The sequence below is a fragment of the Streptosporangium sp. NPDC050148 genome (assembly GCF_055586505.1).
The window spans coordinates 78,420-102,457 of the sequence record NZ_JBVJIA010000001.1 but is presented as its reverse complement, the minus strand read 5'-3'; the positions used below and the strand labels follow the sequence as shown (position 1 = coordinate 102,457).

The 24,038-nt window shown below is 71.6% G+C and carries 22 protein-coding genes; 11 read left to right on the top strand and 11 right to left on the bottom strand.

Features of this window, described 5'->3' with window-relative positions:
* Positions 1-104: 104 nt before the first annotated feature.
* Together ACZ6RT_RS00475 and ACZ6RT_RS00470 are read right to left on the bottom strand one after the other, a co-directional pair.
* Positions 105-1,085: an NAD(P)-dependent oxidoreductase gene (locus tag ACZ6RT_RS00475; RefSeq protein WP_399187053.1), complete on the bottom strand. Its 981-nt coding sequence runs from the start codon at positions 1,083-1,085 to the stop codon at positions 105-107.
* A gap of 1 nt (position 1,086) precedes the next feature.
* The gene (locus ACZ6RT_RS00470; RefSeq protein WP_470151561.1) at positions 1,087-2,757 is read right to left on the bottom strand and encodes a serine/threonine-protein kinase; all 1,671 of its coding nucleotides are present in this window, start codon (positions 2,755-2,757) and stop codon (positions 1,087-1,089) included.
* Positions 2,758-3,005: 248 nt separating this feature from the next.
* On the opposite strand from ACZ6RT_RS00470, the gene ACZ6RT_RS00465 reads away from it, so the two are divergent.
* From ACZ6RT_RS00465 to ACZ6RT_RS00440, 6 genes are all read left to right on the top strand, one after another.
* Positions 3,006-4,145, top strand: a complete 1,140-nt coding sequence (locus ACZ6RT_RS00465; protein WP_399187055.1) for a CaiB/BaiF CoA transferase family protein — start codon at positions 3,006-3,008, stop codon at positions 4,143-4,145.
* A 68-nt stretch (positions 4,146-4,213) separates the two neighbouring features.
* On the top strand, positions 4,214-4,894 hold the full coding sequence (locus tag ACZ6RT_RS00460) for a nitroreductase family protein (protein ID WP_399187056.1): 681 nt from the start codon (positions 4,214-4,216) through the stop codon (positions 4,892-4,894).
* 467 nt (positions 4,895-5,361) lie between these two features.
* Positions 5,362-6,207, top strand: a complete 846-nt coding sequence (locus ACZ6RT_RS00455) for an ABC transporter ATP-binding protein (protein ID WP_399187057.1) — start codon at positions 5,362-5,364, stop codon at positions 6,205-6,207.
* A complete protein-coding gene (locus ACZ6RT_RS00450; RefSeq protein ID WP_399187059.1) occupies positions 6,204-7,040 on the top strand; it encodes an ABC transporter permease in 837 nt (278 codons plus the stop codon). Before ACZ6RT_RS00455 ends, ACZ6RT_RS00450 begins: the two co-directional genes overlap by 4 nt.
* A gap of 19 nt (positions 7,041-7,059) precedes the next feature.
* Positions 7,060-7,290, top strand: coding sequence for a helix-turn-helix transcriptional regulator (locus tag ACZ6RT_RS00445; protein WP_344896321.1), 231 nt, complete (start codon positions 7,060-7,062; stop codon positions 7,288-7,290).
* 12 nt (positions 7,291-7,302) lie between these two features.
* Entirely contained in the window at positions 7,303-7,839 is a 537-nt protein-coding gene (locus ACZ6RT_RS00440; RefSeq protein WP_470151558.1) for a hypothetical protein, read from the top strand.
* A gap of 167 nt (positions 7,840-8,006) precedes the next feature.
* Here ACZ6RT_RS00440 and ACZ6RT_RS00435 read toward each other — a convergent pair whose 3' ends face one another.
* The gene (locus ACZ6RT_RS00435) at positions 8,007-8,474 is read right to left on the bottom strand and encodes a GyrI-like domain-containing protein (RefSeq protein WP_470151556.1); all 468 of its coding nucleotides are present in this window, start codon (positions 8,472-8,474) and stop codon (positions 8,007-8,009) included.
* 134 nt (positions 8,475-8,608) lie between these two features.
* On the opposite strand from ACZ6RT_RS00435, the gene ACZ6RT_RS00430 reads away from it, so the two are divergent.
* The gene (locus ACZ6RT_RS00430) at positions 8,609-10,048 is read left to right on the top strand and encodes a GuaB1 family IMP dehydrogenase-related protein (protein WP_399187062.1); all 1,440 of its coding nucleotides are present in this window, start codon (positions 8,609-8,611) and stop codon (positions 10,046-10,048) included.
* Positions 10,049-10,178: 130 nt separating this feature from the next.
* Positions 10,179-11,072, top strand: a complete 894-nt coding sequence (locus ACZ6RT_RS00425) for a YflT domain-containing protein (RefSeq protein ID WP_470151554.1) — start codon at positions 10,179-10,181, stop codon at positions 11,070-11,072.
* A gap of 65 nt (positions 11,073-11,137) precedes the next feature.
* On the opposite strand, the gene ACZ6RT_RS00420 is transcribed toward ACZ6RT_RS00425, so the two are convergent.
* From ACZ6RT_RS00420 to ACZ6RT_RS00410, 3 genes are all read right to left on the bottom strand, one after another.
* Positions 11,138-12,088: a carbohydrate ABC transporter permease gene (locus tag ACZ6RT_RS00420; RefSeq protein ID WP_399187064.1), complete on the bottom strand. Its 951-nt coding sequence runs from the start codon at positions 12,086-12,088 to the stop codon at positions 11,138-11,140.
* Between the two features lie 55 nt (positions 12,089-12,143).
* Positions 12,144-13,118, bottom strand: coding sequence for a carbohydrate ABC transporter permease (locus tag ACZ6RT_RS00415; RefSeq protein WP_399187065.1), 975 nt, complete (start codon positions 13,116-13,118; stop codon positions 12,144-12,146).
* Between the two features lie 78 nt (positions 13,119-13,196).
* Complete coding sequence (locus ACZ6RT_RS00410) at positions 13,197-14,558, bottom strand: ABC transporter substrate-binding protein (protein WP_470151551.1); 1,362 nt, start codon at positions 14,556-14,558, stop codon at positions 13,197-13,199.
* Positions 14,559-14,751: 193 nt separating this feature from the next.
* Between ACZ6RT_RS00410 and ACZ6RT_RS00405 the strand changes: the two genes are divergently transcribed.
* Both ACZ6RT_RS00405 and ACZ6RT_RS00400 read left to right on the top strand, forming a co-directional pair.
* A complete protein-coding gene (locus ACZ6RT_RS00405; RefSeq protein WP_470151550.1) occupies positions 14,752-16,143 on the top strand; it encodes a GH1 family beta-glucosidase in 1,392 nt (463 codons plus the stop codon).
* On the top strand, positions 16,140-17,135 hold the full coding sequence (locus tag ACZ6RT_RS00400; RefSeq protein ID WP_399187068.1) for a LacI family DNA-binding transcriptional regulator: 996 nt from the start codon (positions 16,140-16,142) through the stop codon (positions 17,133-17,135). The genes ACZ6RT_RS00405 and ACZ6RT_RS00400 overlap by 4 nt, the downstream gene beginning before the upstream one ends.
* Positions 17,136-17,151: 16 nt before the next feature.
* Here the strand turns inward: ACZ6RT_RS00400 and ACZ6RT_RS00395 are convergent, their stop codons facing one another.
* The 5 genes from ACZ6RT_RS00395 to ACZ6RT_RS00375 form a co-directional block, all read right to left on the bottom strand.
* Positions 17,152-18,147, bottom strand: a complete 996-nt coding sequence (locus tag ACZ6RT_RS00395) for a LacI family DNA-binding transcriptional regulator (RefSeq protein ID WP_399187069.1) — start codon at positions 18,145-18,147, stop codon at positions 17,152-17,154.
* A gap of 9 nt (positions 18,148-18,156) precedes the next feature.
* Positions 18,157-19,575: a GH1 family beta-glucosidase gene (locus ACZ6RT_RS00390; protein ID WP_399187070.1), complete on the bottom strand. Its 1,419-nt coding sequence runs from the start codon at positions 19,573-19,575 to the stop codon at positions 18,157-18,159.
* Positions 19,572-20,351 carry a carbohydrate ABC transporter permease gene (locus ACZ6RT_RS00385; protein ID WP_399187173.1) on the bottom strand — a complete coding sequence of 260 codons (780 nt, stop codon included), beginning with the start codon at positions 20,349-20,351 and terminating at the stop codon, positions 19,572-19,574. The genes ACZ6RT_RS00390 and ACZ6RT_RS00385 overlap by 4 nt, the downstream gene beginning before the upstream one ends.
* Positions 20,352-20,509: 158 nt before the next feature.
* Positions 20,510-21,481, bottom strand: a complete 972-nt coding sequence (locus ACZ6RT_RS00380) for a carbohydrate ABC transporter permease (protein ID WP_470151547.1) — start codon at positions 21,479-21,481, stop codon at positions 20,510-20,512.
* 345 nt (positions 21,482-21,826) lie between these two features.
* Positions 21,827-23,128, bottom strand: coding sequence for an ABC transporter substrate-binding protein (locus ACZ6RT_RS00375; protein ID WP_470151546.1), 1,302 nt, complete (start codon positions 23,126-23,128; stop codon positions 21,827-21,829).
* A gap of 488 nt (positions 23,129-23,616) precedes the next feature.
* On the opposite strand from ACZ6RT_RS00375, the gene ACZ6RT_RS00370 reads away from it, so the two are divergent.
* Positions 23,617-23,991 carry an FKBP-type peptidyl-prolyl cis-trans isomerase gene (locus ACZ6RT_RS00370; protein ID WP_399187073.1) on the top strand — a complete coding sequence of 125 codons (375 nt, stop codon included), beginning with the start codon at positions 23,617-23,619 and terminating at the stop codon, positions 23,989-23,991.
* Positions 23,992-24,038: the final 47 nt, after the last annotated feature.

Sequence of the window (24,038 nt, the reverse complement as noted above, 5' to 3'; positions counted from 1 at the left end):
ACGGTGATCACCCCCACTGCCCGTCGTTGGAAAGATCGCCCCTAGGCACGTTATATCTCGGATCTCTCCGGAGCCAGGCGGGGCGCGTTAAACGCGAGAAAACTCTACGAGAGTGCCGAACGGGACCTGCGGCCGACCACCGGATCGACCCCGTTCACCACGTTGCTCACCGGTCTGCCGTCGATCGCCGCCTCCAGGTTGTCCAGCACGCACCGGATCAGGCGGCCGGTGGACTGCGGGGTGACCCCGGCCACGTGCGGGGAGAGCAGCACCCGGGGGCTGCTGCGCAGCGGGTCGCCGGGCGGCAGCGGCTCGGTGTCGAACACGTCGAGCGCGGCGCCGCCCAGATGTCCCGACTCCAGGGCCGACAGCAGCGCCGCCGAGTTCACCACCTGCCCGCGCGCCGCGTTGACCAGCAGCGAGCCCGCGGGCATCGCCGACGGGTCGATCATCCCCCGGGTCTCCTCGGTGAGCGGGACGACCACGACGAGCACCCGGGAGCCGGCCACCAGCTCGCCGATCTCCCGGTAGGTGTAGGGCACCTCGCGCGGCGTACGGGTCCAGTAGGAGACCTCGCAGCCGTGGGCGGCGAACATCCGCGCGGCCGCCTCGCCGATCGGGCCGAAGCCGACGATGCCGACGGCCGAGCCGTACAGCTCGGCGGGCCCGAGGTCCAGCTGCGGCCAGCGGCCGGCGCGGACCGCGGCGTCGGCCTCCGGCAGCCTCCGCGACAGCGCGAGCGCGGCGGCGAAGCACCACTCGGCCACGCCGATCGCGCTCACCCCGGCGGTGTTGGCCAGCGGCACGCCGGCCGCGGCGAGCGCGGCGAGGTCGTGGCCGTCCACGCCGACGGAGGGCTGCTGCACGAACGCCAGGTCCGGCGCGGCCCGGACGGCCTCGGCGTCCAGGGTGAGCCCGCCGCTCCAGTCGCCGACCACGATCTCGGCGGGGCGCAGGGCCGCCAGCAGCGATTCCCGGTCGCGGGCGGCCGGGACCGACACCTCGATCCGGTCGCCCAGCGATCCGAGCAGGTTGCGCACCGCCGCCTCGGGGAGGGGCGGCAGCGCGAGCACCTTCCAGGTCATGTCACTCGCCTCCGCGGGGGTGGAAACCGGCGAACACCCGGTTCATCAGGGGGCGTTGAGCATCCCACTCCTCGTCGTGGACGGTCCAGGCCAGCACCACGGCCGTGTCGCCGACCTCGATGAACCGCCGCAGCTCGTGGTAGGTCACGCCGGGGACCGCCCAGGGGATCCCGCCGTTGTCCTTGGCGGTCCAGGTGAACTCCCACTCCAGCCCGGCCCCGTAGGCCAGGGGGACCCTGCGCACGTCCTCGGTGTGGATCTCGCTCTGCTGGGAGGCGCTCTCCCTGACGACCTGCTGGAGCCCCTCCAGGCCGTCGAAGGACTGCTCCAGCGGCTCCACCGCCAAATGGGCGCGCCCGTCGCGGCGCAGCCACTGGGTGTAGCCCGTCTCGCCGGCCCAGTCGCCCCTCCAGCCGGCCGGGTAGGTGATGGACCAGTTCTCCGGGGGCCGGGCCCGCCACGTCCGCAGCGCCTGGGCCGGCGCGGCCGTCCTGGTCGCGGTCGGCGTGGGGGTCGGGGTGGGGGTGGACGTGGGCGTCGGGGTGGGCGAGGCGGTCCTCGTCGGCTCGGGCTCCGCCGTCGTGACGGCGGGCCCGGAGCGCGCCACGCTGCGCTGGTCGGGCTGGGACATCGCGACGGCCGCCACCGCGCCGCCCGCCGCCAGCACCAGCACGGACGCCACGATCAGCGGGACCCGCCCGCCGCGCTGCCGGCGGCGCCGTCCCGCGGCCCCGGGCAGGCTCGCGGTGTCGCCCCCGTCGCGAGCCCCGGCCCGGCGGGACGTCCCGGTGGCGCGGTGGACCGTGCTCTCCCCGCTCCGGCGCGAGGAGGTCTGCCCGCCCGGCCGGATCGCGGTCTCGCCGGTCCTGCGGATCGCGGCCGACGGGTCGCTGAGGACCTCCGCCAGCAGCGCGTCGGCCTGCTGGGCGCTCAGCCGGTGCGCGGGGTCGCGCTGGAGCATGCCGGCGAGCACCGCGCGCATCTCCGGCGGCACCCGGCCGAGGTCGGGTTCCTCGCTGATGAGCGCGCCGAGCGTGGCGATGGCGTCGCGGCGCTCGAAGGGGGCCTGGCCGACCAGGGCCGCGTACAGGGTGGCGCCGAGCGCCCACAGGTCCGACCAGGGGCCCGCGTCGGCGCCGGTGGCGCGTTCGGGCGGCAGGAAGCTCGGCGAGCCCGTCACCATGCCGGTCTGGGTCAGCGAGGTGTCGCCCTCGATGGTCGCGATGCCGAAGTCGGACAGGACGGCGCGGCCGTCGGCCTCCAGCAGGATGTTGCTGGGCTTGACGTCGCGGTGCAGGATCCCGGCCCCGTGGGCCGCGCGCAGGGCGGAGAGCACCTGGCGGCCGATGTCGGCGACCACGTGCACCGGAAGCCGTCCGACCTCGTCGAGGCCGCGGGCCCGGACCAGCTCCATGATGATCCAGGGACGGCCGTCCTGCTCGGCCACGTCGTAGATCGCCACGATGCCGCGGTGATTGAGCCGGGCCGCGGTCCTGGCCTCGCGAGAGGTGCGGGCCAGCTGGAGCCGGTGCTCCGCCGGGGAGAGATGGGGCGGCAGCAGGACCTCCTTGACGGCCACCGCGCGGTTGAGGAGGGTGTCGTGGCCTTCCCACACGACCCCCATCCCGCCCCTGCCGAGCTCCCGCAGCAATCGATAGCGCCCAGCGACCACCCGTTCACTGTGCGGATACGTCATCGCAAAACCCCTAGGTCCCGTTCGGAGAGGGCGCAAGTTTCCCATACGCGCGCGGGCGCCACGCGGCTCCTGGCGATGTGTCTTGCCACGGAAAGCCGAATGTTGTTCTACTTGGGCGGAACGGGCCGCCACGGTGGCGGAACGGGCCGCCGGGTCCCTCACCGGGCGTCCGCCCGTGCGGCCCGCGCCGGACCGGAGTCGACATCGCACCGAGGAGAACGTACATGGAGCGCGTGACCAGGAAGGGCCCGCTGGCCGGAGTCCGCGTGCTCGAACTGGCGGGACTGGCCCCCGGGCCGTTCGCCGGGATGATGCTGGCCGACCACGGCGCCGAGGTGCTGCGCGTCGAGCGGGCGAGCACGGTCGCCAAGGCCGGGGACCGTCCGCGCGCCGACGTGATGGACCGCGGCAAGCGGACCGTCGGCGTGGACCTGAAGTCGCCCGAGGGCGTGGCCGCCTTCAAGGAGCTGGCCCGGCACGCCGACGTGGTCGTCGAGGTCTTCCGGCCCGGGGTCGCCGAGCGCCTCGGCATCGGCCCGGCCGACCTGCACGCGGTCAACCCGCGCCTGATCTACGGGCGGATGACCGGCTGGGGCCAGGACGGCCCGCTCGCGGCCACCGCCGGGCACGACATCGACTACATCGCCGTCTCCGGCGTGCTGTCGATGCTGGGCCGCGCGGGCGAGCGGCCCACGCCGCCGATCAACATCCTCGGCGACTTCGCCGGCGGCGGCCTCATGCTCGCGTACGGCGTGCTGCTCGCGCTGATCGAGCGGGAGCGGACCGGCGAGGGCCGGGTCATCGACGCGGCCATGGTGGACGGCGCGGCGGCGCTGTTCGCGATGTTCTACCACGGCGTGCAGAGCGGTTTCTGGGGACCGCGCGGCACCAACCTGCTCGACACCGGCGCGCCGATGTACGACACCTACGAGACCTCCGACGGCGGGTACGTGGCCGTCGGCTCGCTGGAGCCGCAGTTCTGGACGGAGATGATCACCCTGATGGGGCTGGACGCCGCCGGGCTGCCCGACCGCGAGGACCGGTCGAACTGGCCGGAGCTGCGCGAGCGGCTGGCCGAGGCGTTCGGGTCCAGGACCCGCGCCGAGTGGGAGGCGGTGTTCGACGGCTCGGACGCGTGCGTCTCCCCGGTGCTGGAGATGGGCGAGGCCCCCGACCACCCGCACAACAAGGCCCGCGGCACGTTCGTGGAGGTCGGCGGCGTCCGGCAGCCCGTCCCGGTGCCGCGCCTGCTGGGCGTGGCCGAGCAGGACCTCTCCCCCGCGACCCGGCTGGCCGACCTGACCTCCTGGGGCCTGCCGGAGGAGACCGCGGCGCGGCTGCGCGAGGCGGGGGTGCTGGCGTGACGGGCGCCCACGACCCGCGGGACACGCAAGAGACCCTGAAGAGCCTGGAGACGAAGGAGGCGGAACGCGTGAAGGACACGGCGGGATCGGCGGGGATGGACGTCTTCGAGGCGCTGTACACGACCAGGGCGATGCGCAGGGTCAAGCCGGACCCGATCCCCGAGGAGGTCCAGCGCAGCATCCTGGACGCCGCGGTCCGCGCCCCCAGCGGCGGCAACGTGCAGAGCTGGCGGTTCCTGCTCGTCGACGACCCCGGGGTGAAGGAGCGGCTCGGCCCGCTCTACCGGGACGCGCTCGGAAAGCTCTTCGAGGGCCACTACCGGCCGATGCGCGAGAAGGCCGAGGCCGAGGGCGACACCCGGACGCTCAGCGTGCTGAACTCGGCCAAGCACCTGGCCGACCACTTCGAGCACTACCCGCTGCTGCTGTTCGCGTTCGTGCGCAACGACCCGTCCGGCGGCTCGATCTTCCCCTCGGTGTGGAGCGCGCAGCTGGCCGCCCGCGCCCACGGTGTGGGCAGCGCGCTGACCAGCGTGCTCGGCATCTTCCACGCCGAGGAGACGATGCGGGTGCTCGGCGTTCCCGAGGGCAAGGGCTGGACGATGGCCTGCGCGGTCACCTTCGGCTACCCGACCGGACGCTGGGGCGTCGCGCCCCGCCGCCCCGCGCACGAGGTGAGCTACCGCAACCGGTGGGGGCAGGACGTGGGATTCGAGATCCCCGAGCCCCTGTGGAGCCCGGAGGGCTGAGCCCCGGAGGGCCGGGGTCCGGCCCGGTCCTCTTCCGCCGCCCTTTTTTTCGCCGCCCTTCGTGGAGCCCGGAAGGCCGGGACCCGGAGGGCCGAGACCCGCCCGGTCCCCTTCCGCCGCATCCCTTGCCGCCTCCCTCACCGCCCCTTTCGCCGCGTCCCTCAGCGCGTTCCCTGCCGCGTCCTCCGCCGCGTCCCCTGCCGCGTTCTCGTGCGGGGAACGCGGCGGAGCACCCATGGGCCGTCGTTCGCCCTCCCCGGCGCCCTTCCGAGACCCCGGTGATCCCGGTGATCCCGGGCCCCGGGCTTCCAGGCTCCCGGCGCCCTCCTGCCGCCCGGTGACCTCGGCTTCTCCGAGCCCCGGCGTCCCGTCGTTCCCGTAGCACCAGCGGTACCTCCAGCCGGAGGTGTACCGCTTTTCGTCGTACCTGTTGGCTTATATGTAGTAGATGTACTACATTCATTCGCATGAGTACTGCGGTAAGCGTCCGCGAGCTGCGGATGACATACGGTTCCGCCGAGGTCCTGCGAGGCGTCGACCTGCAGATCCGGCGCGGCGAGATCTTCACCCTGCTCGGCCCCAACGGGGCCGGGAAGACGACCACCATCGAGATCCTGGAAGGCTTCAGGAACCGCTCGGCCGGCGAGGTGAGCGTGCTCGGGAGCGACCCGGAGCAGGCCACCGAGGCGTGGCGGGCCAAGCTGGGCATCGTCCTGCAGAGCTGGCGCGACCACGGCCGGTGGGGCGTCCGCGAGCTCCTGGGCCACATCGGCTCCTTCTACGACGACCCGCACGACCCGGACCGGCTGCTGGCCGACCTGGGCCTCACCGCCCAGGCCGACCAGCGGGTCAGCCGCCTGTCCGGCGGGCAGCGCCGCCGGCTGGACGTGGCCCTGGGCATCGTCGGCCGTCCCGAACTGCTCTTCCTGGACGAGCCCACGACGGGGTTCGACCCCGAGGCCCGGCGCGAGTTCCACCTGCTCATCGAGCGGCTCGCGGCCGACGACGGCATCACGGTGCTGCTGACCACCCACGACCTGGCCGAGGCCGAGAAGCTGGCGCACCGTACCGCGATCCTGGTGGGCGGCGAGATCGCCGTCTGCGGCACCCCGTCCGAGCTGGCGAGGCACGTGCAGACCGGTTCGCACATCCGGTGGGTCGAGGACGGCCGGGAGAGGGTCCTGCGCACCGAGGACCCGTCGCGGGCGGCCTGGGAGCTGCATCAGAGGTTCGAGGGGCCGGTGCCCGGCCTGGAGATCCGGCGCCCGTCGCTGGAGGAGAGCTACCTGGAACTGATCGGGAGGGCGGCATGAACGTCAAGGCACTGCGCATCGGGCTGCGACGCGGCTGGAGCGAGCACACGCACCTGCTCAAGGACCGCAGGGAGATGCTGAACACCCTGCTCGGCACGGTCGTCATCTTCGCCGGCCTGCTCGTGTGGATCGGCGACAACGAGGTCAAGGGGACCGGGGTCTCCATGAAGACGTTCATGACGGTGGGCTTCCTGGCCTTCACCGTCTTCTCCAACGGCGTGATGGCGCTGCCGATGGCCATCGCGGCCGACCGGGAGGAGGGCACGCTGCTGCGGCTGCGGACCGTCCCCGGCGGCGTCGGCGCCTACGTGGTGGGACGGAGCGTGACCGTCCTGGGCCAGATCGTCGTGCAGAGCGTGCTGATCCTGGCCATCGGCGTGGCCCTGGGCGGGGTCGCACCGCCCCGCGACTGGGCGACCCTGGCCTGGGTGCTGCTGCTGGGCACGGCCGCCGTGGTGCCGCTGGGCGCGGCCATCGGCTGCATGCTGCCCGGCCCCAAGACCGCCGCGGGGGTCCTGGCGCTGCCGATGATGGTGCTGATGGTCACCTCCGGGGTGATGCTCCCGATGACCTTCCTGCCCGAGGTGGCGCAGTGGATCTCCCAGGTCTTCCCGCTCTACTGGCAGGGGCTCGGCCTGCGGGCGGCCTTCCTGCCCGACACCATGCTCACCGCCGAGATCGGCCGGAGCTGGCGCCTGCCCATGGTGGGAGCGGTGCTGGCGGTCTGGGCGGTGGCCGGGACGCTGCTGGCGCCGCTGCTGATCCGCCGGGTCACCCGTCGCGAGTCCGGCTCGCGCCTCGCCGAGCGCAGGCTCGCCGCACAGGCCTCCTGAGTGCTGGGAGACTGCTGGGATGTCCGCCGAAGACGTGTACAACCGGATCTCGGTGCTGAGAGCCGAGCGTGGCATCTCACGCAAGGAGCTGGCCGCCGCGCTGGGGGTCCACTACCAGACGATCGGTTACCTTGAGCGCGGCGAGTACAGCCCGAGCCTGTTCCTGGCCCTGCGCATCGCCGAGCATTTCGAAGTCCCGTTGGAAGTCGTGTTCTCCCTCAGGCCGTTCCCGCGGCTGGGCAGTGGTTAGGCAGATGAGATCGTGAACGGTTGGAAAGAGAACTGGCGTCGGGCCCGCGTCGAAGCCCTGCAGCGCGACTACCTGCCCGGCTGGTACGCCACCCGGCGTCGCAGGCGGCTGCTCGCCGTCGCGGCGGCCTTCGGCGTCTCGCTGTTCTGGGTGGACGCGGCCGTGGCCTGGATCAGCGGTCCCGGCGACGGCCCCGTCCTGGTCAACATCGTGCTGCTGACGATCTCGCTGATCGTCTACCTGCCGGCCGTCAGCCTGCTCAACGTCGCCACCCGCGGCGTCGTGGAGCTGTCCGAAGGCGACCTGGACGAGCGCCAGGTCGGTGAGCGCCTGCGGGCCACCGCCCTCACCCACCGGATCATGACGGGCGTCCTGATCGTCCTCCTCGTCGTGGTCCTCGCGGTGGGCATACCCCAGAAGCGCGAGTTCTTCGTGCCGGGCGGGGCGCTCGTCCTACTGGTGATCGCGCTGTTCATGACCCACTTCGTGATGCCGCTGATCGTCTCCGGCTGGCGGCTGCCCGACCCGCCGCCCGACGACGACGCCTGAGTCGGACGGCGGGCGGACGGGCGCGGGTGGGCGCGGACGAGCGCCGGGCGGGGGGACCCGGCGCACGGCGCATCGGAGCCCGGCGGATCAGGACCCGGCGCGCGGAGCTCGGCGCGTCGGGCCCCGGCGCGTCGGACTCGGCGGACGGGGACCCAGTGGATCGGGACTCAGCGGATCGGGGACAGCACCGCCGCGTAGATGTCGGCACCCCCGGGGTGGTGGATCTCCACGTCGGTGGTGAAGGCCCGCGGCGGGGTGCCGCCCGACTCGGTGTGCTTCCACAGCTGCTGCCAGGACTCCAGCAGCGCGGCCGGCATCGGCCCCCGGGCCTCCAGCTTCAGCGACGGCACGCCGGGCACCCGGACGGCCACCATGCCCTCGGGCAGCGCGGCGGCGCTGCGCACGGCGACCCCCACGATCTGGGTGTAGGCGCCGTGGTGGTCGCTCTCGTAGTCGGTGAGCACCGCGTAGATGTTCTCGTCCACCCGGCCCGGCACGTGGGCGAACGCCCCCGGGGACCCCGCCCGTGCCCAAAGGACGGTGAGCCTGCCCCTGCCCGGCTCCATCTCGTCGGCGTTCGACGTCCGTACGGCATGGCCTACGACGAGCATCTCGGGCCGGTCAACCACGATCACAGCGCCTCCTCATGGCCATCCACTTATTCACGCAAACGGGATCTTAGCCGTCCGGTCCGACGAGACGGCCCTCTTGGAGAGGCGGAAACGGGGAACGCTCATTTCTGATAATTCACGGGATAAGGTGGATCAACGTGAGATTTCTCAATGGGATGACGCCGGCCTACGACCTGACCTACAGCGACGTGTTCATGGTCCCCTCGCTCTCCGCCGTCGGTTCACGGCTCGCCGTCGACCTCTCCAGCCGGGACGGCACGGGCACCACCATCCCCATCGTGGTCGCCAACATGACGGCGGTGGCGGGGCGGCGGATGGCCGAGACGGTGGCCCGGCGAGGCGGGATCGCGGTGATCCCGCAGGACATCCCGATCGAGGTGGTCGCCGACGTCGTCGACTGGGTCAAGCGCCGCGACCTGGTCCACGACACACCGCTGACCCTCACCCCGCACGACACGGTCGGCGAGGCCCTGAACCTGCTGCCCAAGCGTGCCCATGGCGCGATCATCATCGTGGACTGGGACAACCGCCCGGCCGGTGTGGTCACCGAGAGCGACTGCGTCGGCGTGGACATGTACACGCAGCTCTCCCAGGTGATGTCCGACCACCTGCTCACGCTGCCCGCCGGGCTCGACCCGCGCCAGGCCTTCGACCGCCTGCACGAGGGTCGTCACCGGCTGGCCCCGGTGGTGGACGGCGACGGCCGCCTGGTCGGCATCCTGACCAGGACCGGCGCGCTGCGCGCCACCCTGTACCGGCCCGCGGTCGACGCCTCGGACCGGCTCCGCGTCGCCGCGGCCGTCGGCGTCAACGGGGACGTGGCCGCCAAGGCCAAGGAGATCCTCGAGGCCGGGGTGGACTGCCTGGTGGTGGACACCGCGCACGGTCACCAGGAGAAGATGATCGGCGCTCTGCGGGCGGTCCGCGCGCTGGACCCGGGCGTGCCCGTAGCGGCCGGCAACGTCGTCACCGCCGCGGGCGTACGCGACCTGGTCGAGGCCGGGGCCGACATCGTGAAGGTGGGCGTCGGTCCGGGGGCGATGTGCACCACCCGGATGATGACCGGGGTGGGCCGCCCGCAGTTCTCCGCCGTGCTGGAGTGCTCCACCGAGGCGCGCAGGCTGGGCCGCCACGTCTGGGCCGACGGTGGCGTCCGCCACCCCCGCGACGTGGCACTGGCCCTGGCCGCCGGCGCGGCCAACGTGATGATCGGTTCGTGGTTCGCAGGCACCTACGAGTCGCCGGGCGACACCCGTACCGCCGCGGACGGGCGCAGGTACAAGGAGAACTTCGGCATGGCCTCGGCCCGCGCGGTGCGGCTGCGCACGGCCGAGGACTCGCCCTTCGACCGGGCGCGCAAGGCACTGTTCGAGGAGGGCATCTCCACCTCCAGGATGTACCTCGACCCGGCCATGCCCAGCGTGGAGGACCAGATCGACGCCATCGTGGCGGGCCTGCGCTCCTCGTGCACGTACGCGGGCGCCTCCACCCTGGAGGAGTTCCACGAGCGCGCGGTGGTCGGTGTGCAGAGCTCGTCCGGCTACAGCGAGGGCAAGCCGCTGCACCAGAGCTGGTGACCCTCCCGCCGGTACGCCGCCCCGGCGGGAGCGCACCGTCCCGGTGAGAGGGGGCGAAAAGGCGCGCATCGTCGGGCGGACGAAGGGTAGTCGGCCGGTGGCCCCATCCCCCATGCGAAAGGCGAGCGACATGAAAGAGACGCCCACCGGCCTGAACGACCAGGTCGTCGTGAACCGCAGGGTCCTCGCGGGATACGACAACTACCTGGCGGCGCAGCGGACCGTGGACGGCCTGTCCGACGCGGGGTTCCCCGTCGAGAACGTGGCGATCGTCGGCAGCGATCTCAAGCTCGAGGAGACCGTCACCGGCCGGATGACCAACGGACGGGCCGCCCTCACCGGGGCGGGCAGCGGCGTGCTCTTCGGCGCCGTGGTCGGCATGTTCCTCGGCCTGTTCACCTCGACCACGATGTCGTTCTTCATGCTCGTGCTCTGGGCGGCCCTGTGGGGGGCCGTGATGGGCGCCGCTTTCGGGTTCATCAACCACGTGTTCACCGGCGGCAAGCGGGACTTCGCCTCGCGCAGCGCGATCGTCGCCGGTCGCTACGACGTGCTGGTCGCGGCCTCGCACGTGGACCACGCTCGGGCCATCCTGGACTCGACCCCCGGCCCGGCCGATACCGTCGTGGTCGAGGTCCCCTCGTCCGCGGCCCTGTACGACCCGGCCGCGGCCACCTCTCCCGCCAACTCCGTCCCGCCGCAGCCGACCGCCTCGGACTCCGCCACCGCGTCGTTCGCCTCTCCCGCCGGTTCCGACGTGCCCCCGCAGCCGTCGCTCTCGGACGTCTCCACCCGGCCGACCGTGCCCGCCTCGTCCATGCCGCGGATCGACCAGGACCTTCCCGGCGAGGCCGGTGCCCCGGCCGTCCCCGTCACCGGTGAGCACCTGACCCCGGCCCCGCAGGCCACTGCGGACCGGCCCGCGCCGGCGCGACCGGAGACCGCCGAGCCCCAGGTCCCCGCCCAGGGCACCTCCCCCGACCGGCCCGCCACGTCGGCCGCCCAGGACCGGCCCCGCTCCTGACCCATCGACGAGAACCCGGTGGGCGCCCGGGCAGGGCGCCCACCGGGGCGCGGGAGGAGGGCCGGTCAGCCCTTGACGCTGCCGGCCAGCAGGCCGCGGACGAAGTAGCGCTGCATCGACAGGAAGACGATCAGCGGGATGACCAGCGAGACGAACGCTCCCGAGGTCAGGCGCTGCCACTCGTTGCCCTTGGTCCCGGCCATCTGCGCCAGCCGTACCGTCATGGGGCCGCTCTCCGGGGTGCCGCCGGCGAAGATGAGCGCCACCAGCAGGTCGTTCCAGACCCACAGGAACTGGAAGATGGCGAAGGTGGCCAGCGCGGGCCCGACCAGCGGCAGGACGACGGTGCGCAGGACCTTGCCGTGGCTGGCCCCGTCCACCCGGGCCGCCTCCATCAGCTCGCCGGGCAGCTCGGACATGAAGTTGTGCAGCAGGAAGATGCCCAGCGGCAGCGCGAAGCAGGTGTGGGCGAACCAGACCTGGACGAACCGGGCCGGGCCCTCCAGCTCCCAGGCGGGCATGAGCTGGACGCCGAAGGCGGACACGCCCTCGGAGAAGAACGACAGCAGCGGCACCAGCGACATCTGCAGCGGCACGATCTGCAGCGCGAAGATGCCGATGTAGACCCACTCCCGGCCGCGGAACGGCAGCCAGGCCAGCGCGTAGGCGGCGAAGGTGGCCAGGGCCAGCGGGAAGAGCACCGACGGGATCGTGATGACGATCGAGTTGATCAGGAAGCTCATCATCTGGCCGGAGGACGAGGAGGTGCCGAACAGGACCTCCTGGTAGTTCTCCAGGGTGATCTGCGGGTCGGCGAAGAACGTCCACCACCCGGTGGTCTTGATCTGGTCCTCCGGGCGCAGCGAGGACAGCAGCAGCCCGAAGGTCGGGGTGGTCCAGAGCACCGCGATGACGATCGCGGTGGCGCTGGCGACCCGCCCGCTCAGCCGCCGGCGTACGCGCTGCGGTGCGGTCCCCACCTCGGGGCGCACCGCGGTCCGGGTCAACGTGGCCACGGGTCCTCCTTCGCCCGCCGCGTCCCGGCGGCGCCCTGACGGCGTGCTCGTCCGGTCATCGGAGGGCCTCCCTGCGCTGGCGGATCTGGTAGATCACGATCGGCAGCACCAGCACGAACAGGAAGACCGCCAGGGCCGCGCCCCTGCCCGTCTCGCCGTACCGGAACGCCTGGTTGTACATCTCGTTGGCGATGACGCTGGTGTCGAACTGGCCGCCGGTCATGGTGCGGACGATGTCGAACAGCTTGAGGGTGGCGATCGACTGGGTGACCATCACCACGATCACGGCCGAGCGGATGGACGGCAGCGTCACCTGGAAGAACATCTGCGCCGGGGTGGTCCCGTCCAGCCTGGCGGCCTCGACGATCTCGGCGGGGATGCCCTTGATGGCCGCGGACAGCACCACGGTGGCGAACCCGGCCTGGATCCAGACCATGACCACGATCAGGAAGAGCGTGTTGAGCGGCGGCTCCTGGAGCCACTGCTGCGGCTCGCCGCCGAAGGCGACGACGAGCTGGTTGAGCAGGCCGATCTGGTCCTGCTCCTCGGAGCGGTAGGCGTAGACGAAGCGCCAGATGATGCCCGCGCCGACGAAGGAGATCGCCATGGGCAGGAAGACCAGCGACTTGGCGAGCGACTCGAACCGGGTGCGGTCCACCAGGACGGCGTAGAGCAGCCCGACCGTGGTCACCAGGATCGGGACGAGCAGCACCCACACGAGGGTGTTGCGCAGCACGGTGAGCGCCTCGGTCTGGGTGAACATCCAGGCGTAGTTGTCTGCGCCGACCCAGCTCTGGCCGTCGCCGCTCATGAACGACAGCATGGAGGTCCGGATGGCCGGGATGACCAGGCCGATGGTGAGCAGCAGCACGGCCGGCAGCAGCAGGATCGCCGCGTGCAGCCAGGCGCGGCGGCGCATCGGGACGCGGTCGACCAGGATCAGCACCACCGCGACCACGACGAGGAAGGCGGCGACGCCGATCAGGAGCTGGACGATTTTGGGAAGTTCGGCGGCGAAGTCGAAGTCCATCGGAGGATCTTTCGGAAGGATCGGACCGGGTGGGTGACGGCCCGGCCCCGCGGGGTGCGGGGCCGGGCCGTCGGTGGGTCAGGACTTCGGCCAGGAGGCCTCGATGTAGTCGAGGACCGTCTTGGTGTCCTTGCCGTTGATCCAGTCGGTCATGCCCTTCCAGAAGGTGCCGGCGCCGACCGCGGCCGGCATCTGGTCCGAGCCGTCGAAGCGGAAGGTCGCGTTCGCGTCCTGGAGCATCTCCATGGAGAGCTTGTCGATCGGGTTGCGCGCGTTGGCCGGGTCCACGCCCTTGCGGGCGGTGACGTAGGTGCCCTGCTTCATCCGGGCCACCGGGAACTCGGCGGAGGCGAGGTAGGCCCGCACCGCCTGGACCTCGGGACGGTCGGCGAAGGCCACCACGAACTCGCCCGCGCCCAGCACCGGCTTCTTGGCCGGGTCGTTGCCGGGCAGGTAGAAGGCGAACACGTCGCCGTTCTCGGCGACCTCGGTGCCCTCGGGCCAGAAGTTGGCGTAGAAGGACCCCTGGCGGTGCAGGGCGCACTTGCCCTCGGTGATCGGGACGCCGCCCTCCTGGAAGGCGGTGCTGGCGATCGACTTGACCGGGCCGTAGCCGCCGTTGACGAACTTCTCGTTCTTGAGGATCGCGCCGACCTTGTCCACCGCGGCGCTGACCTTGGGGTCGTTGAACGCCAGCTTGTGGGTCACCCAGTCGTCGTAGCCCTCGGGGCCGATCTCGCGCAGCAGGATGTCCTCGATCCAGTCGGTGGCCGGCCAGCCGGTCGCCTCACCGGACTCGATGCCCGCGCACCACGGCTTGACGCCGGTGCCGGCGATCGTGTTGGTGAGCGTCATGAGCTCGTCCCAGGTCTTGGGGACGGTCCAGCCCTTCTCGCTGAACATCTTCGGCGAGTACCAGACGAGGGACTTCACGCTGGCGCCCAGCGGGGGTCCGTAGAAGACGCCGTCGACCGTGGAGTACTTGGCCCAGTCGGCCGACCAGCCCTCGGTGGCGAGCTTCTTGACCTCGTCGGGGGCCGGCTTGAGCTTGCCCGCCTTGGCGAAACGCTCCACGAGGCCGGGCTGGGGCATGAAGGCGATGTCGGGCGGGTTGCCGCCGTCCGCGCGGACCTGGATCTGGGCCTCGAACTCGCCGGTGCCCTCGTAGGTGATCTTCATGCCGACGCAGTCGGCGAAGGGCTTCCACGCCTGCTCGAAGCGGTCGGCCTCCACGTCGCGGATCGGCGCGTAGATGCTGACCTTCTTGCCCTCGTGCTTGCCGTACTTGGTGAATTCGGCGCATTCGGGGGCCGCGGCCGCGCTGCCGCCACCGTTCGCCGTGGTCTTGTTCTCGGTGGAGCCGCACGCGGTGGCGACCAGCGCCAACCCGATGCTGCCGGCCACCAGGGCGGCACGACGGGGCCGGGAGAGGAGCGACATGGAACCTTCCTCCATATGTACTTGCCGGGGAGCCTGAGAGCGCTCTCTGGAAGAATTGTCGGCACACAACGCAATGTCAACAACTGTGATATTACGGTTACAATCGCGTTTTTCTTGACATGATGGTTGCGGTACGGTGATGCTCCAGAGAGCGCTCTCACGCTATGGCCTAACAGAATGGGGCGGTGAGGACATGACCATGTCCGCCGAAAAGTCCTACGAACTTCAGGACTCCGGCGTGCTGAGGTTTCCCGAGGGCTTCGTCTGGGGGGCCGCCACCGCGGCCTACCAGATCGAGGGCGCCACCCGAGACGACGGCAGGGGCCCGTCCATCTGGGACACCTTCTCACGGACCCCCGGCAAGGTCCATGCTGGTCACACCGGTGACGTGGCGTGCGATCACTACCACCGCTACCGCGAGGACGTCGCGATCATGCGCGACCTCGGCCTGCACGCCTACCGTTTCTCCATCGCCTGGCCCCGCATCCAGCCCGACGGCTCCGGCCCGGTCAACCCGCGCGGCCTGGACTTCTACGACCGTCTCGTCGACGAGCTCCTCGGCGCCGGCGTCACCCCCGTCGTGACGCTCTACCACTGGGACCTGCCGCAGGCCCTCGAGGACCGTGGCGGCTGGACGAACCGGGACACGGCCCGGCACTTCGCCGACTACGCCGCGATCACGCACGCCAGGCTGGGCGACCGGGTCGAGACCTGGACCACCCTGAACGAGCCCTGGTGCTCGGCCTTTTTGGGGTACGCCTCGGGCATCCACGCCCCCGGCCTCGCCGACCCCGCGCTGGGCTTCGCCGCCGCGCACCACCTGCTGCTCGGCCACGGCCTGGCCAACGCGGCGCTGCGCGCCTCGGGCGCGGAGAAGGTCGGCATCACGCTCAACCTCGCCCCGGTCATCAACGACGACACCGCGGCCGACCGGGCCGCCGCCGAGATCGTCGACGGCCTGCAGAACCGGATCTTCCTGGACCCGGTGCTGCGCGGCGAGTACCCCGCCGACGTCGTCGAGCGGGCCCGGCGCTTCACCGACTGGTCCTTCGTCCAGGACGGCGACCTGGAGGTCATCGGCGCGCCCATCGACCTGCTGGGCATCAACTACTACACCCCGCAGACCGTGGCCGCCCGCCCCGGGGAGGCCGGCAACCCGGTCTTCCCCGGCAGCGAGGGCATCGCCTTCGGCGGGGCCGACGCGCCGAAGACCGCGATGGGATGGGCGGTCCAGCCGTTCGGCCTGACCGACCTGCTGCTGCGCCTGTCCCGCGACTACCCGGGCACCCCGCTGATGATCACCGAGAACGGCGCGGCCTTCGACGACTCCGTCGAGGACGACCGGGTGCACGACACCGACCGGCTGTCCTACCTCGACGGGCACCTGCGCGCCGCGCACGCGGCCATCGAGGGCGGCGCGGACCTGCGGGGGTACCTGGTCTGGTCGCTGCTGGACAACTTCGAGTGGGCCGAGGGCTACAACAAGCGCTTCGGGGTGGTGCACGTCGACTACGGCACCCAGCGCCGCATCCCCAAGGACAGCGCCCGCTGGTACGGCGAGGTCGTCCGCCGGAACGGGCTGTGAGAGCGCGTCCGACCCTGGAGAAGGTGGCCGCCCGGGCCGGTGTGTCCCGGGCGACCGCCTCGCGCGTGGTCAACGGCTCCACGCGCGTGGCTCCGCAGATCCGCGAGGCGGTCACCCGTGCCGTCGAGGAGCTGGGGTACGTGCCCAACCAGGCCGCGCGGAGCCTGGTCACCCAGCGGTCCGACTCGATCGCCCTGGTCTTCCCCGAGCCGGCCACCCGCGTCTTCTCCGACGACCCCACCTTCGCCGGGATCATCCGCGGGGTCAGCCTGGAGCTGGAGGAGGCCGACAAGCAGCTCGTGCTGATGCTCACCGACACGGCCGGCGGCTACCAGCGGGTCGAGCGCTACGCCACCAACGGCCACGTCGACGGGGTGGTCATCGCGTCCATGCACGGCACCGACCCGCTGCCCGGCGTCCTGGCCAGGCACGGCGTGCCGGTGGTCTGCAGCGGCCGTCCCGGCGTGCCCAGCAGCCTGCCGTACGTGGACATGGACAACGTCGGCGGTGCCCGGCGGGCGGTGCGGCACCTGGTGGAGCGGGGCCGCCGCCGGATCGCGGCCATCGCGGGACCGCAGGACATGATCGCGGGGATCGACCGGCTGACCGGCTACCGCGAGGTGCTGCGCGACTCCGACCGCCGCTCGATCATCGCGGTGGGCGACTTCACCCGCGACTCCGGGACCGCGGCCATGCGCCAGCTGCTCGCCGACGACCCCGAGATCGACGCGGTGTTCGTGGCCAGCGACCTGATGGCGCTGGGCGCGCTGCTCGCCCTCCGCCAGGCGGGACGACGGGTCCCCGACGACGTCGCGGTGGTCGGCTTCGACGACATCCCCGCGGCGTCCTACACCGAGCCGCCGCTGACCACGGTCAGGCAGCCGACCCTGGAGATGGGACGCCGGCTGGCCCGCATGGTGCTCGGCCAGGAGGAGGGGACCCAGGTGGTCCTGCCCACCGAGCTGGTCGTACGGGGGTCCACGACGCCCTGACCACCGGCCCGGGAGCCTACGACGACGACCTGACCACCAGCTCGGTGGACAGGATCACCGGTTCGGCGCTCTCCCCCTCCAGCAGGGCCAGCAACAGCCGGACCATGGTCGCGGCCTGCTCGGCGTGCGGGTTGCGGACGGTGGTCAGCGGCGGGTCGGTGTAGCGGGCGGCCTCTATGTCGTCGTAGCCCACGATCGCGATGTCGTCCGGGACCCGCCGCCCGATCTGGCGGAGCGCGTGCATGGCGCCGATCGCCATCAGGTCGTTGGCGGCGAAGACCGCGTCGATCTCCGGGTCGTCGGCGAGCAGCTGGCGCATCGCGACCGCGCCGGACTCCCGGGTGAAGTCGCCCACCGCGATGATCGAGCGGCGGTCGGAGTCGCGCAGCGTCTCGCGGTAGCCGGTCAGCCGGTCCTGCCCGGCGATCATGTCCAGCGGCCCGGCGATCGTGGCGATGCGCCGCCGTCCGCGTTCCAGCAGGTGGCGTACGGCGGTGGCGGCACCGGCGACGTTGTCGCCGTCGACGTAGGGCATCTCGACCGGCACGGCCGGGCGCCCGTAGGAGATGACCGGGACGCGCAGCCGGGTGAGCGCGACCGGCAGCGGGTCGGCGCCGTGGCTGGAGACGAGCATGACGCCGTCCACGTGGCCGCCGGCGACGTAGTTCTCCACCCGGGCGTGGCTCTCGGGGGACCCGGCCAGCAGCAGCACGACCTGCTTGTTGACGGCCTCCAGCTCCAGGCTGACCGAGCGGATCACGGTGGAGAACATCGGGTCGTCGGAGAACACCCGGTGGGGCGACTCCGAGACGACCAGCGCGACCGAGTTGGTCCGCTGGGTGGCCAGGTTCCTGGCCGCCCCGTTGGGAACGTAGCCCAGCTCGTTCACCGCGCGCATGACCAGGTCCCGGATGTCGGCCGTGACCGTGGTCTGGCCGTTCACCACCCGGGAGACGGTCGACCGGGAGACCCCGGCTCGGGCGGCGACCGCCTCCAGGGTGGGTCGTCTCATCGTGCTCTCCTACAGTCCGTTCCGCGCGATGACCTCGCGGTACCACAGCGCGCTGTCCTTGAGCAGGCGCCGCTGGGTGGCGAAGTCGACGTGCACTATGCCGAACCTACGCCGGTACCCCTCGGCCCACTCGAAATTATCCAGCAGCGACCACACCAGGTAGCCCCGTACGTCGGCCCCGTCGGCGATCGCGGCGTGCACGGCGCGCAGGTGGCCGTCCAGGTAACCGGTCCTGCGCTCGTCGTGGACGCGCCCGTCCTGGACCACGTCGTCGAACGCCGCGCCGTTCTCGGTGATCATAAGGCCGATCTCGGGATAGTCGTCGGACAGGCGCACCAGCAGCCGGGACAGGCCGGTGGGCACGATCGGCCAGCCCATGGCGGTGGCCGGAACACCGTCGGCCGGGCAGAACCGGACGTCCTCGCTGCCCGGCCACGCCGCGTCCGCCGCCAGGCCGGGCCCGGCCTCCACGACGCACGGGTTGTAGTAGTTGATGCCCAGCACGTCGATCGGCTGGTTGATGATCTCCAGGTCGCCGTCCCGGACGTGGTCGAGGCCGCCGTTGCGGCCGACGATCTCCAGGAACGCGGCCGGGTACTCCCCGCGCAGCGCGGGCTCGGTGAACTGCCGCACCAGCAGGGTGTCGATCCTGGCGACCGCCTCGGCGTCCGCCTCGGACGGCTCCGCGCCCGGGTCGTCCACCTGGGCGGGGGTGATCACCGGCGAGAGGTTCAGCACCAGCGAGATCTCCCGCGCGCCGGCCTCGCGCAGGGCCCGCGCGGCCAGCCCGTGCCCGAGCATCAGGTGGTGGGCCGCCCGGAACGCCGCGGCGGCGTCGGTCCTGCCCGGGGCGTGCACCCCGTTGCCGTAGCCGAGGAAGGCCGCCACCCACGGTTCGTTGAGGGTCGTCCAGTGCCCGACCCGGTCCCCCAGCCGCTCGTACACGGCCGCGGCGTACTCGGCGAAGCGGTGGGCGGTGTCGCGCTCGGGCCAGCCGCCCGCGTCCTCCAGCGCCTGCGGCAGGTCCCAGTGGTAGAGGGTGGCGTACGGCGTGATGCCCGCCGCGAGCAGCCCGTCCACCAGCCGGTCGTAGAAGTCCAGGCCGCGGGCGTTGACCGGGCCGCCGCCGCCCGGCCGGACCCGGGGCCAGGCCACCGAGAAGCGGTAGGCGGCCAGGCCCAGCTCGCCCATCAGGGCGATGTCGCCGGCGTGGCGGGCGTAGTGGTCGCACGCCACGTCGCCGGTGTCGCCCCCGGCGACCTTGCCCGGCGTACGCGAGAAGGTGTCCCAGATCGAGGGCTCGCGGCCGTCCTCGTGCACCGACCCCTCGATCTGGTAGGACGCGGTGGCCGCGCCCCAGACGAAACCGGTGGGGAAGTCGGCACGCCCCTGCGTGAGGGTGGCCCCCCGAGTGCCCACGACGGTCATCCCTTCACCGCTCCCTGCATGATTCCTCCGATGATCTGTTTGCCGAGCAGGGCGAACACCACGACCAGCGGCAGCGTGCCGAGGGTGGTGCCCGCCAGGCCGAGTACGTAGTCGTTGACGTATCCGCTGGCCAGCGTGGACAGGGCGACCTGGACCGTCGGGTCCTCGGGGGTCAGCACGACCAGCGGCCAGAAGTAGTCGTTCCAGACCGACATGAAGGTGAGCATGCCGAGCACCGCGGCGGCCGGGCGCGCGGCCGGGAGCACCACGTGCCAGAACAGGCCCCGGGTGGTGCAGCCGTCGACCCGGCCGGCCTCCAGCAGCTCCGTCGGCAGGGCCCGCGACAGGTACTGGGTCATGAAGAACACGCCGAACGCGTTGACGAGCGCGGGCACGATCAGCGCGTACATGGTGCCGGTCCACTCCAGCTTCACCATCAGCATGTACAGCGGGATGATGCCGAGCTGGGTGGGGACCATCATGGTCGCCACGGTCAGCAGGAGCAGGATGTTCCGGCCGCGGAAGCGCAGCTTGGCGAAGGCGAACCCGGCCAGCGTGGAGAAGAACATCACCGCGATCGCGACCGAGCCCGCCACCAGGACGGAGTTGAGCATCGCCAGGGCGAAGGGCACGGTGTCGAAGACGCGGGCGACGTTGGCGAAGAAGTTGCCGCCGGGCACCAGCGGCGGCGGCACCTCGGCCAGCGCGGCGTTGTCCCGGGAGGCCACCACCACGCTGTAGTAGAGCGGCAGCATGGAGAAGAACGCCACGGCCATGAGCGTCAGGTAGGTGAGCCTGCGGGCGGCGTCGGAGCGACGGCCCCCGGGGCCGCCGGACCCGCGGCGGGCGGGGGGCGCGTCCGGCACGGAGGCCGGGGCCCGGACCGGTGCGTGGGCGGGCAGATGGGCCGGGACGGGGCTCGGGGTGGGCGCGCTCACGTCAGCCCTCCCTTCGCGCGACGGGTGAGCAGGTAGTTGACGCCCGCGACCACGACGATGAAGACGAACATCATCCAGGAGATGGCAGAGGCGTAGCCCAGGTCGAGCTTGGTGAAGTTCTCGTAGATGAGCAGCGCGAGCGTCTGGTACTGCCGGTCCGCCCCGCCGGAGATGCTGTACGAGCCGAACAGCAGCGGCTCGGCGAGGATCTGCATGGCGCCGATCGTCGAGGTGATGACGACGAAGATGATCGTGGGCCTGATCATCGGAACGGTGATCTTGCGGAGCTGGGTCATCCCGCTGGCCCCGTCGATGGTGGCCGCCTCGTACAGCTCGCGCGGCACGGCCTGCATGGCCGCCAGGAAGATCAGGGCGTTGTAGCCCGTCCACCTCCACATGATCATGATGGAGATGGCGGAGTGCGAGGTCAGCACGCCCTCGTTCCAGGCGACGCCCTCGACCCCGAAGAGCGAGAGCATCCAGTTGATCATGCCGAAGTCCCGGCCGAACAGCTGGCTGAAGATGACCACCACGGCGACCACACTGGTCACGTTGGGCAGCAGCATCGTGATGCGGAAGAAGGTCTGGGCCCGCAGCGGCCGGTTGAGCAGGTGGGCCAGCCAGATGGCCAGCAGCAGCTGCGGCACGGTCGAGAGCACCCCGATGGACAGGGTGTTGAAGGTGGCGTTCCAGAAGTAGTCGTCGGCGAGCAGCGTTCGGAAGTTATCCAGGCCGACGAAGGTCTGCTCGTCCGACAGCAGCGTCCACTCGTGCAGGCTCACCCAGGCGGTGTAGGTCAGCGGGAACAGCCCGAAGGCGGAGAACAGCAGGAAGAACGGGGCCACGTACGCGTACGGCGAGCCCTTGACGTCGAGCTGATGGACCAGGTGGCGGCGGAGGCTGCGGCGAGGTCGCACCGGTCTGTTCGGCGGGACCGCCGCCAGGCGGTCGGGAGCGCGGGTGGCCACGGCGGCTCCTTTCGGCGAGTCGTTGGGGGGCGGGGGCGGGCCGCTCGCCGGGTACGGGAGGGCCGTCGCCGGGCCGGGCGCCCGGAGCGCCGGACGGGGGCGGTCTCCACCCGCCCGGCGGACCCGGCAGGCCGTGCCGGCCGGGCGGGTGCCCTGGTCCGTCGGACGGGTGTTCTCGTTCGTCGGGCGGGTGTTCTCTCGTCCGTCCGGCGGTCTCTCGTCCGACGGGCGGGTTTCTCGTCCGACGGGCGGGCGGGTCGTCGGGCGGGTGCCGGACCTCGGGCGGGTGGCCGGATCCGTCGGGCGGGTGGCCGGCCGGTGCGAGCCCGGCCGGCCGGAGCGGGACTACTTGATCCGGCTGACGTCCTTGAGCGCCTGGGTCCAGGCCTCCTCGGCGTTCTGCTTGCCCTGCTCGATGCGCTGCAGGCCGTTGTTGAACGCCAGCAGGACGTCACCGGCCTTGGGACCCGCGGGCTGCGGCTTGAGCGCCTTGGCCGCGTCGGTGAAGATCTTGCCGATCGGCGCGTTGCCGAAGTACGGGTTGACGTAGTCCTTCACGGCCGGGTCGTCGTACAGCGCGGGCAGCGAGGGCAGCGCGCTGGCCTCCTTGAAGAGCTTGATCTGGCTCTCCTTGCTGGTCAGCAGGTCGATCAGCGCCGCGGCCTCCTCGGGGTGCTTGCCCTGCTTGGGCAGCATCAGGTGGGTACCGCCCTGGTTGCCGCCGCCCCCGGGCACCGCGGCGATGTCCCAGGTGCCCTCCCCGGGCTTCTGGTCCTTGATCGTGCCGGTCTTCCAGGCGGGGCAGACCATGGTGGCGAAGGTGCCCTTGGCGATCCCGGTGTTCCACGGCGGCGTGAACGCGGCGAGCTCGGCCGACAGCCCGCTGTCGATGATCTTCACGGACATGTCGTACGCCTTGCGCACCTCGGGGTTGGTGGCGGCGACGATGTTGTACTGGGCGTCGTAGAACCCGACGGGGGCCTGCTCGACCATGGCGCGGAAGTGCTCACCGGGGGCGTCGGTGAACTTGGCGCCCTCGACCTTGGCGTCGACGAACTTCTTGCCGGTCTCGACGTAGGCGTCCCAGGTGGGCCAGAGCGCCGACACCTCGTCGCGCTCGGTGGGCAGGCCGGCCTTCTTGAACAGGTCGGGGCGGTAGCACATGGCCAGGCCGCCGACGTCGGTGCCCAGTCCCATCAGCGAGGAGCCGTCGTTGGAGACGCCCAGCTTCCACTTCCAGTCCAGGTACTCGCTCTGCCGCTTGTCCAGGCCGTATTCCTTGAGGTTGTGGAACTTGGCGGGCACCGGCGTGAAGGCGCCGATGTAGCCGCCCTCGACCGCGACCACGTCGGCGGCTCCCGCGCCGGTGGTCAGCTGGGTGATGAGGTTGGTGTGGTGGTCGTTGAACTGCGCCCGGCGTTCCACGATCTCCACGTTGGGGTGGGTCTTCTTGAACTCCTCGTACAGCGGCGCGTAGTGGAAGTCGCTGAACAGCCCGACGGTCAGCTTGATCTTCTCGGCCGGCTGGGAGGCCGTCCCGCCGCTCCCGGCGCCGCCACCGCTGTCACCGCCGCAGGCGGTCAGGCCGAGGGCCAGGGCTGAGACGGCGACCATCGAGGTGAGGAACCGGTGGCGTGAGTTACGCATGGAACCCTCCCAGGGTTCTCATAAGTGATCATGGAGAGAGCGCTCCCTGAGCAGATTGATACCAAGCGCCGGACCTGTCAACGGCCCCCCGGGCCCGGCGGGGCCACTCGGCACCCGTCCGATGGAGAGCGCTCTCCAAGGTCATTCGATGTTTCAGCAGCTCAGAAGGCATCGAGGGAGTGAACCGGAGAGAATCCGGAGCGGTCCATCGAAGGAAGGTCACATTAAGGTCGCGTTTCCTCTGTGTTCCACCGGGACGGACGGGTCCTTGACACCGGCCGGTGACAGCGTCACTCTCTGATTCAGAGAGCGCTCCCTGACGTCTCTCCGCGGTTCCGCATCCGCCGCCGGCCCTGGCCCGCGGCGCGGGCCCGCGTGCGCGACGCGAGTACCACTCCGTCCCCCTGTCCCCCCTGGTGGTCCCGGACCCCGTAGAGTCGTCCGGCAGCCGGAAACCGACCGGCGCGCACCCAACCGAGGAGAGACACGTGGCACTGGAGAAGCCGGAGATCGACTTTCCGGAGGGCACCCCGCCGTCGGAGCTGGAGATCGTCGACATCGTCGTAGGGGACGGCCCGGAGGCCACGCCGGGGCAGCAGGTCACCGTGCACTACGTCGGCGTCGCCTTCTCGACGGGCGAGGAGTTCGACGCGTCGTGGAACCGGGGTGACACCTTCCAGTTCCCGCTGGGCGGGGGCCGGGTCATCGCGGGCTGGGACCAGGGTGTCGCGGGCATGAGGGTCGGCGGCCGCCGCCGCCTCACCATCCCGCCGCACCTGGGCTACGGCAACGCCGGCGCGGGCAACCGCATCAAGCCGGGCGAGACGCTCATCTTCGTCGTGGACCTGCTCGGCGTGAGCTGACGCCCCGGGTTCGCGAACGGCACGCACGGGCCGCTCCCCCGACGGGG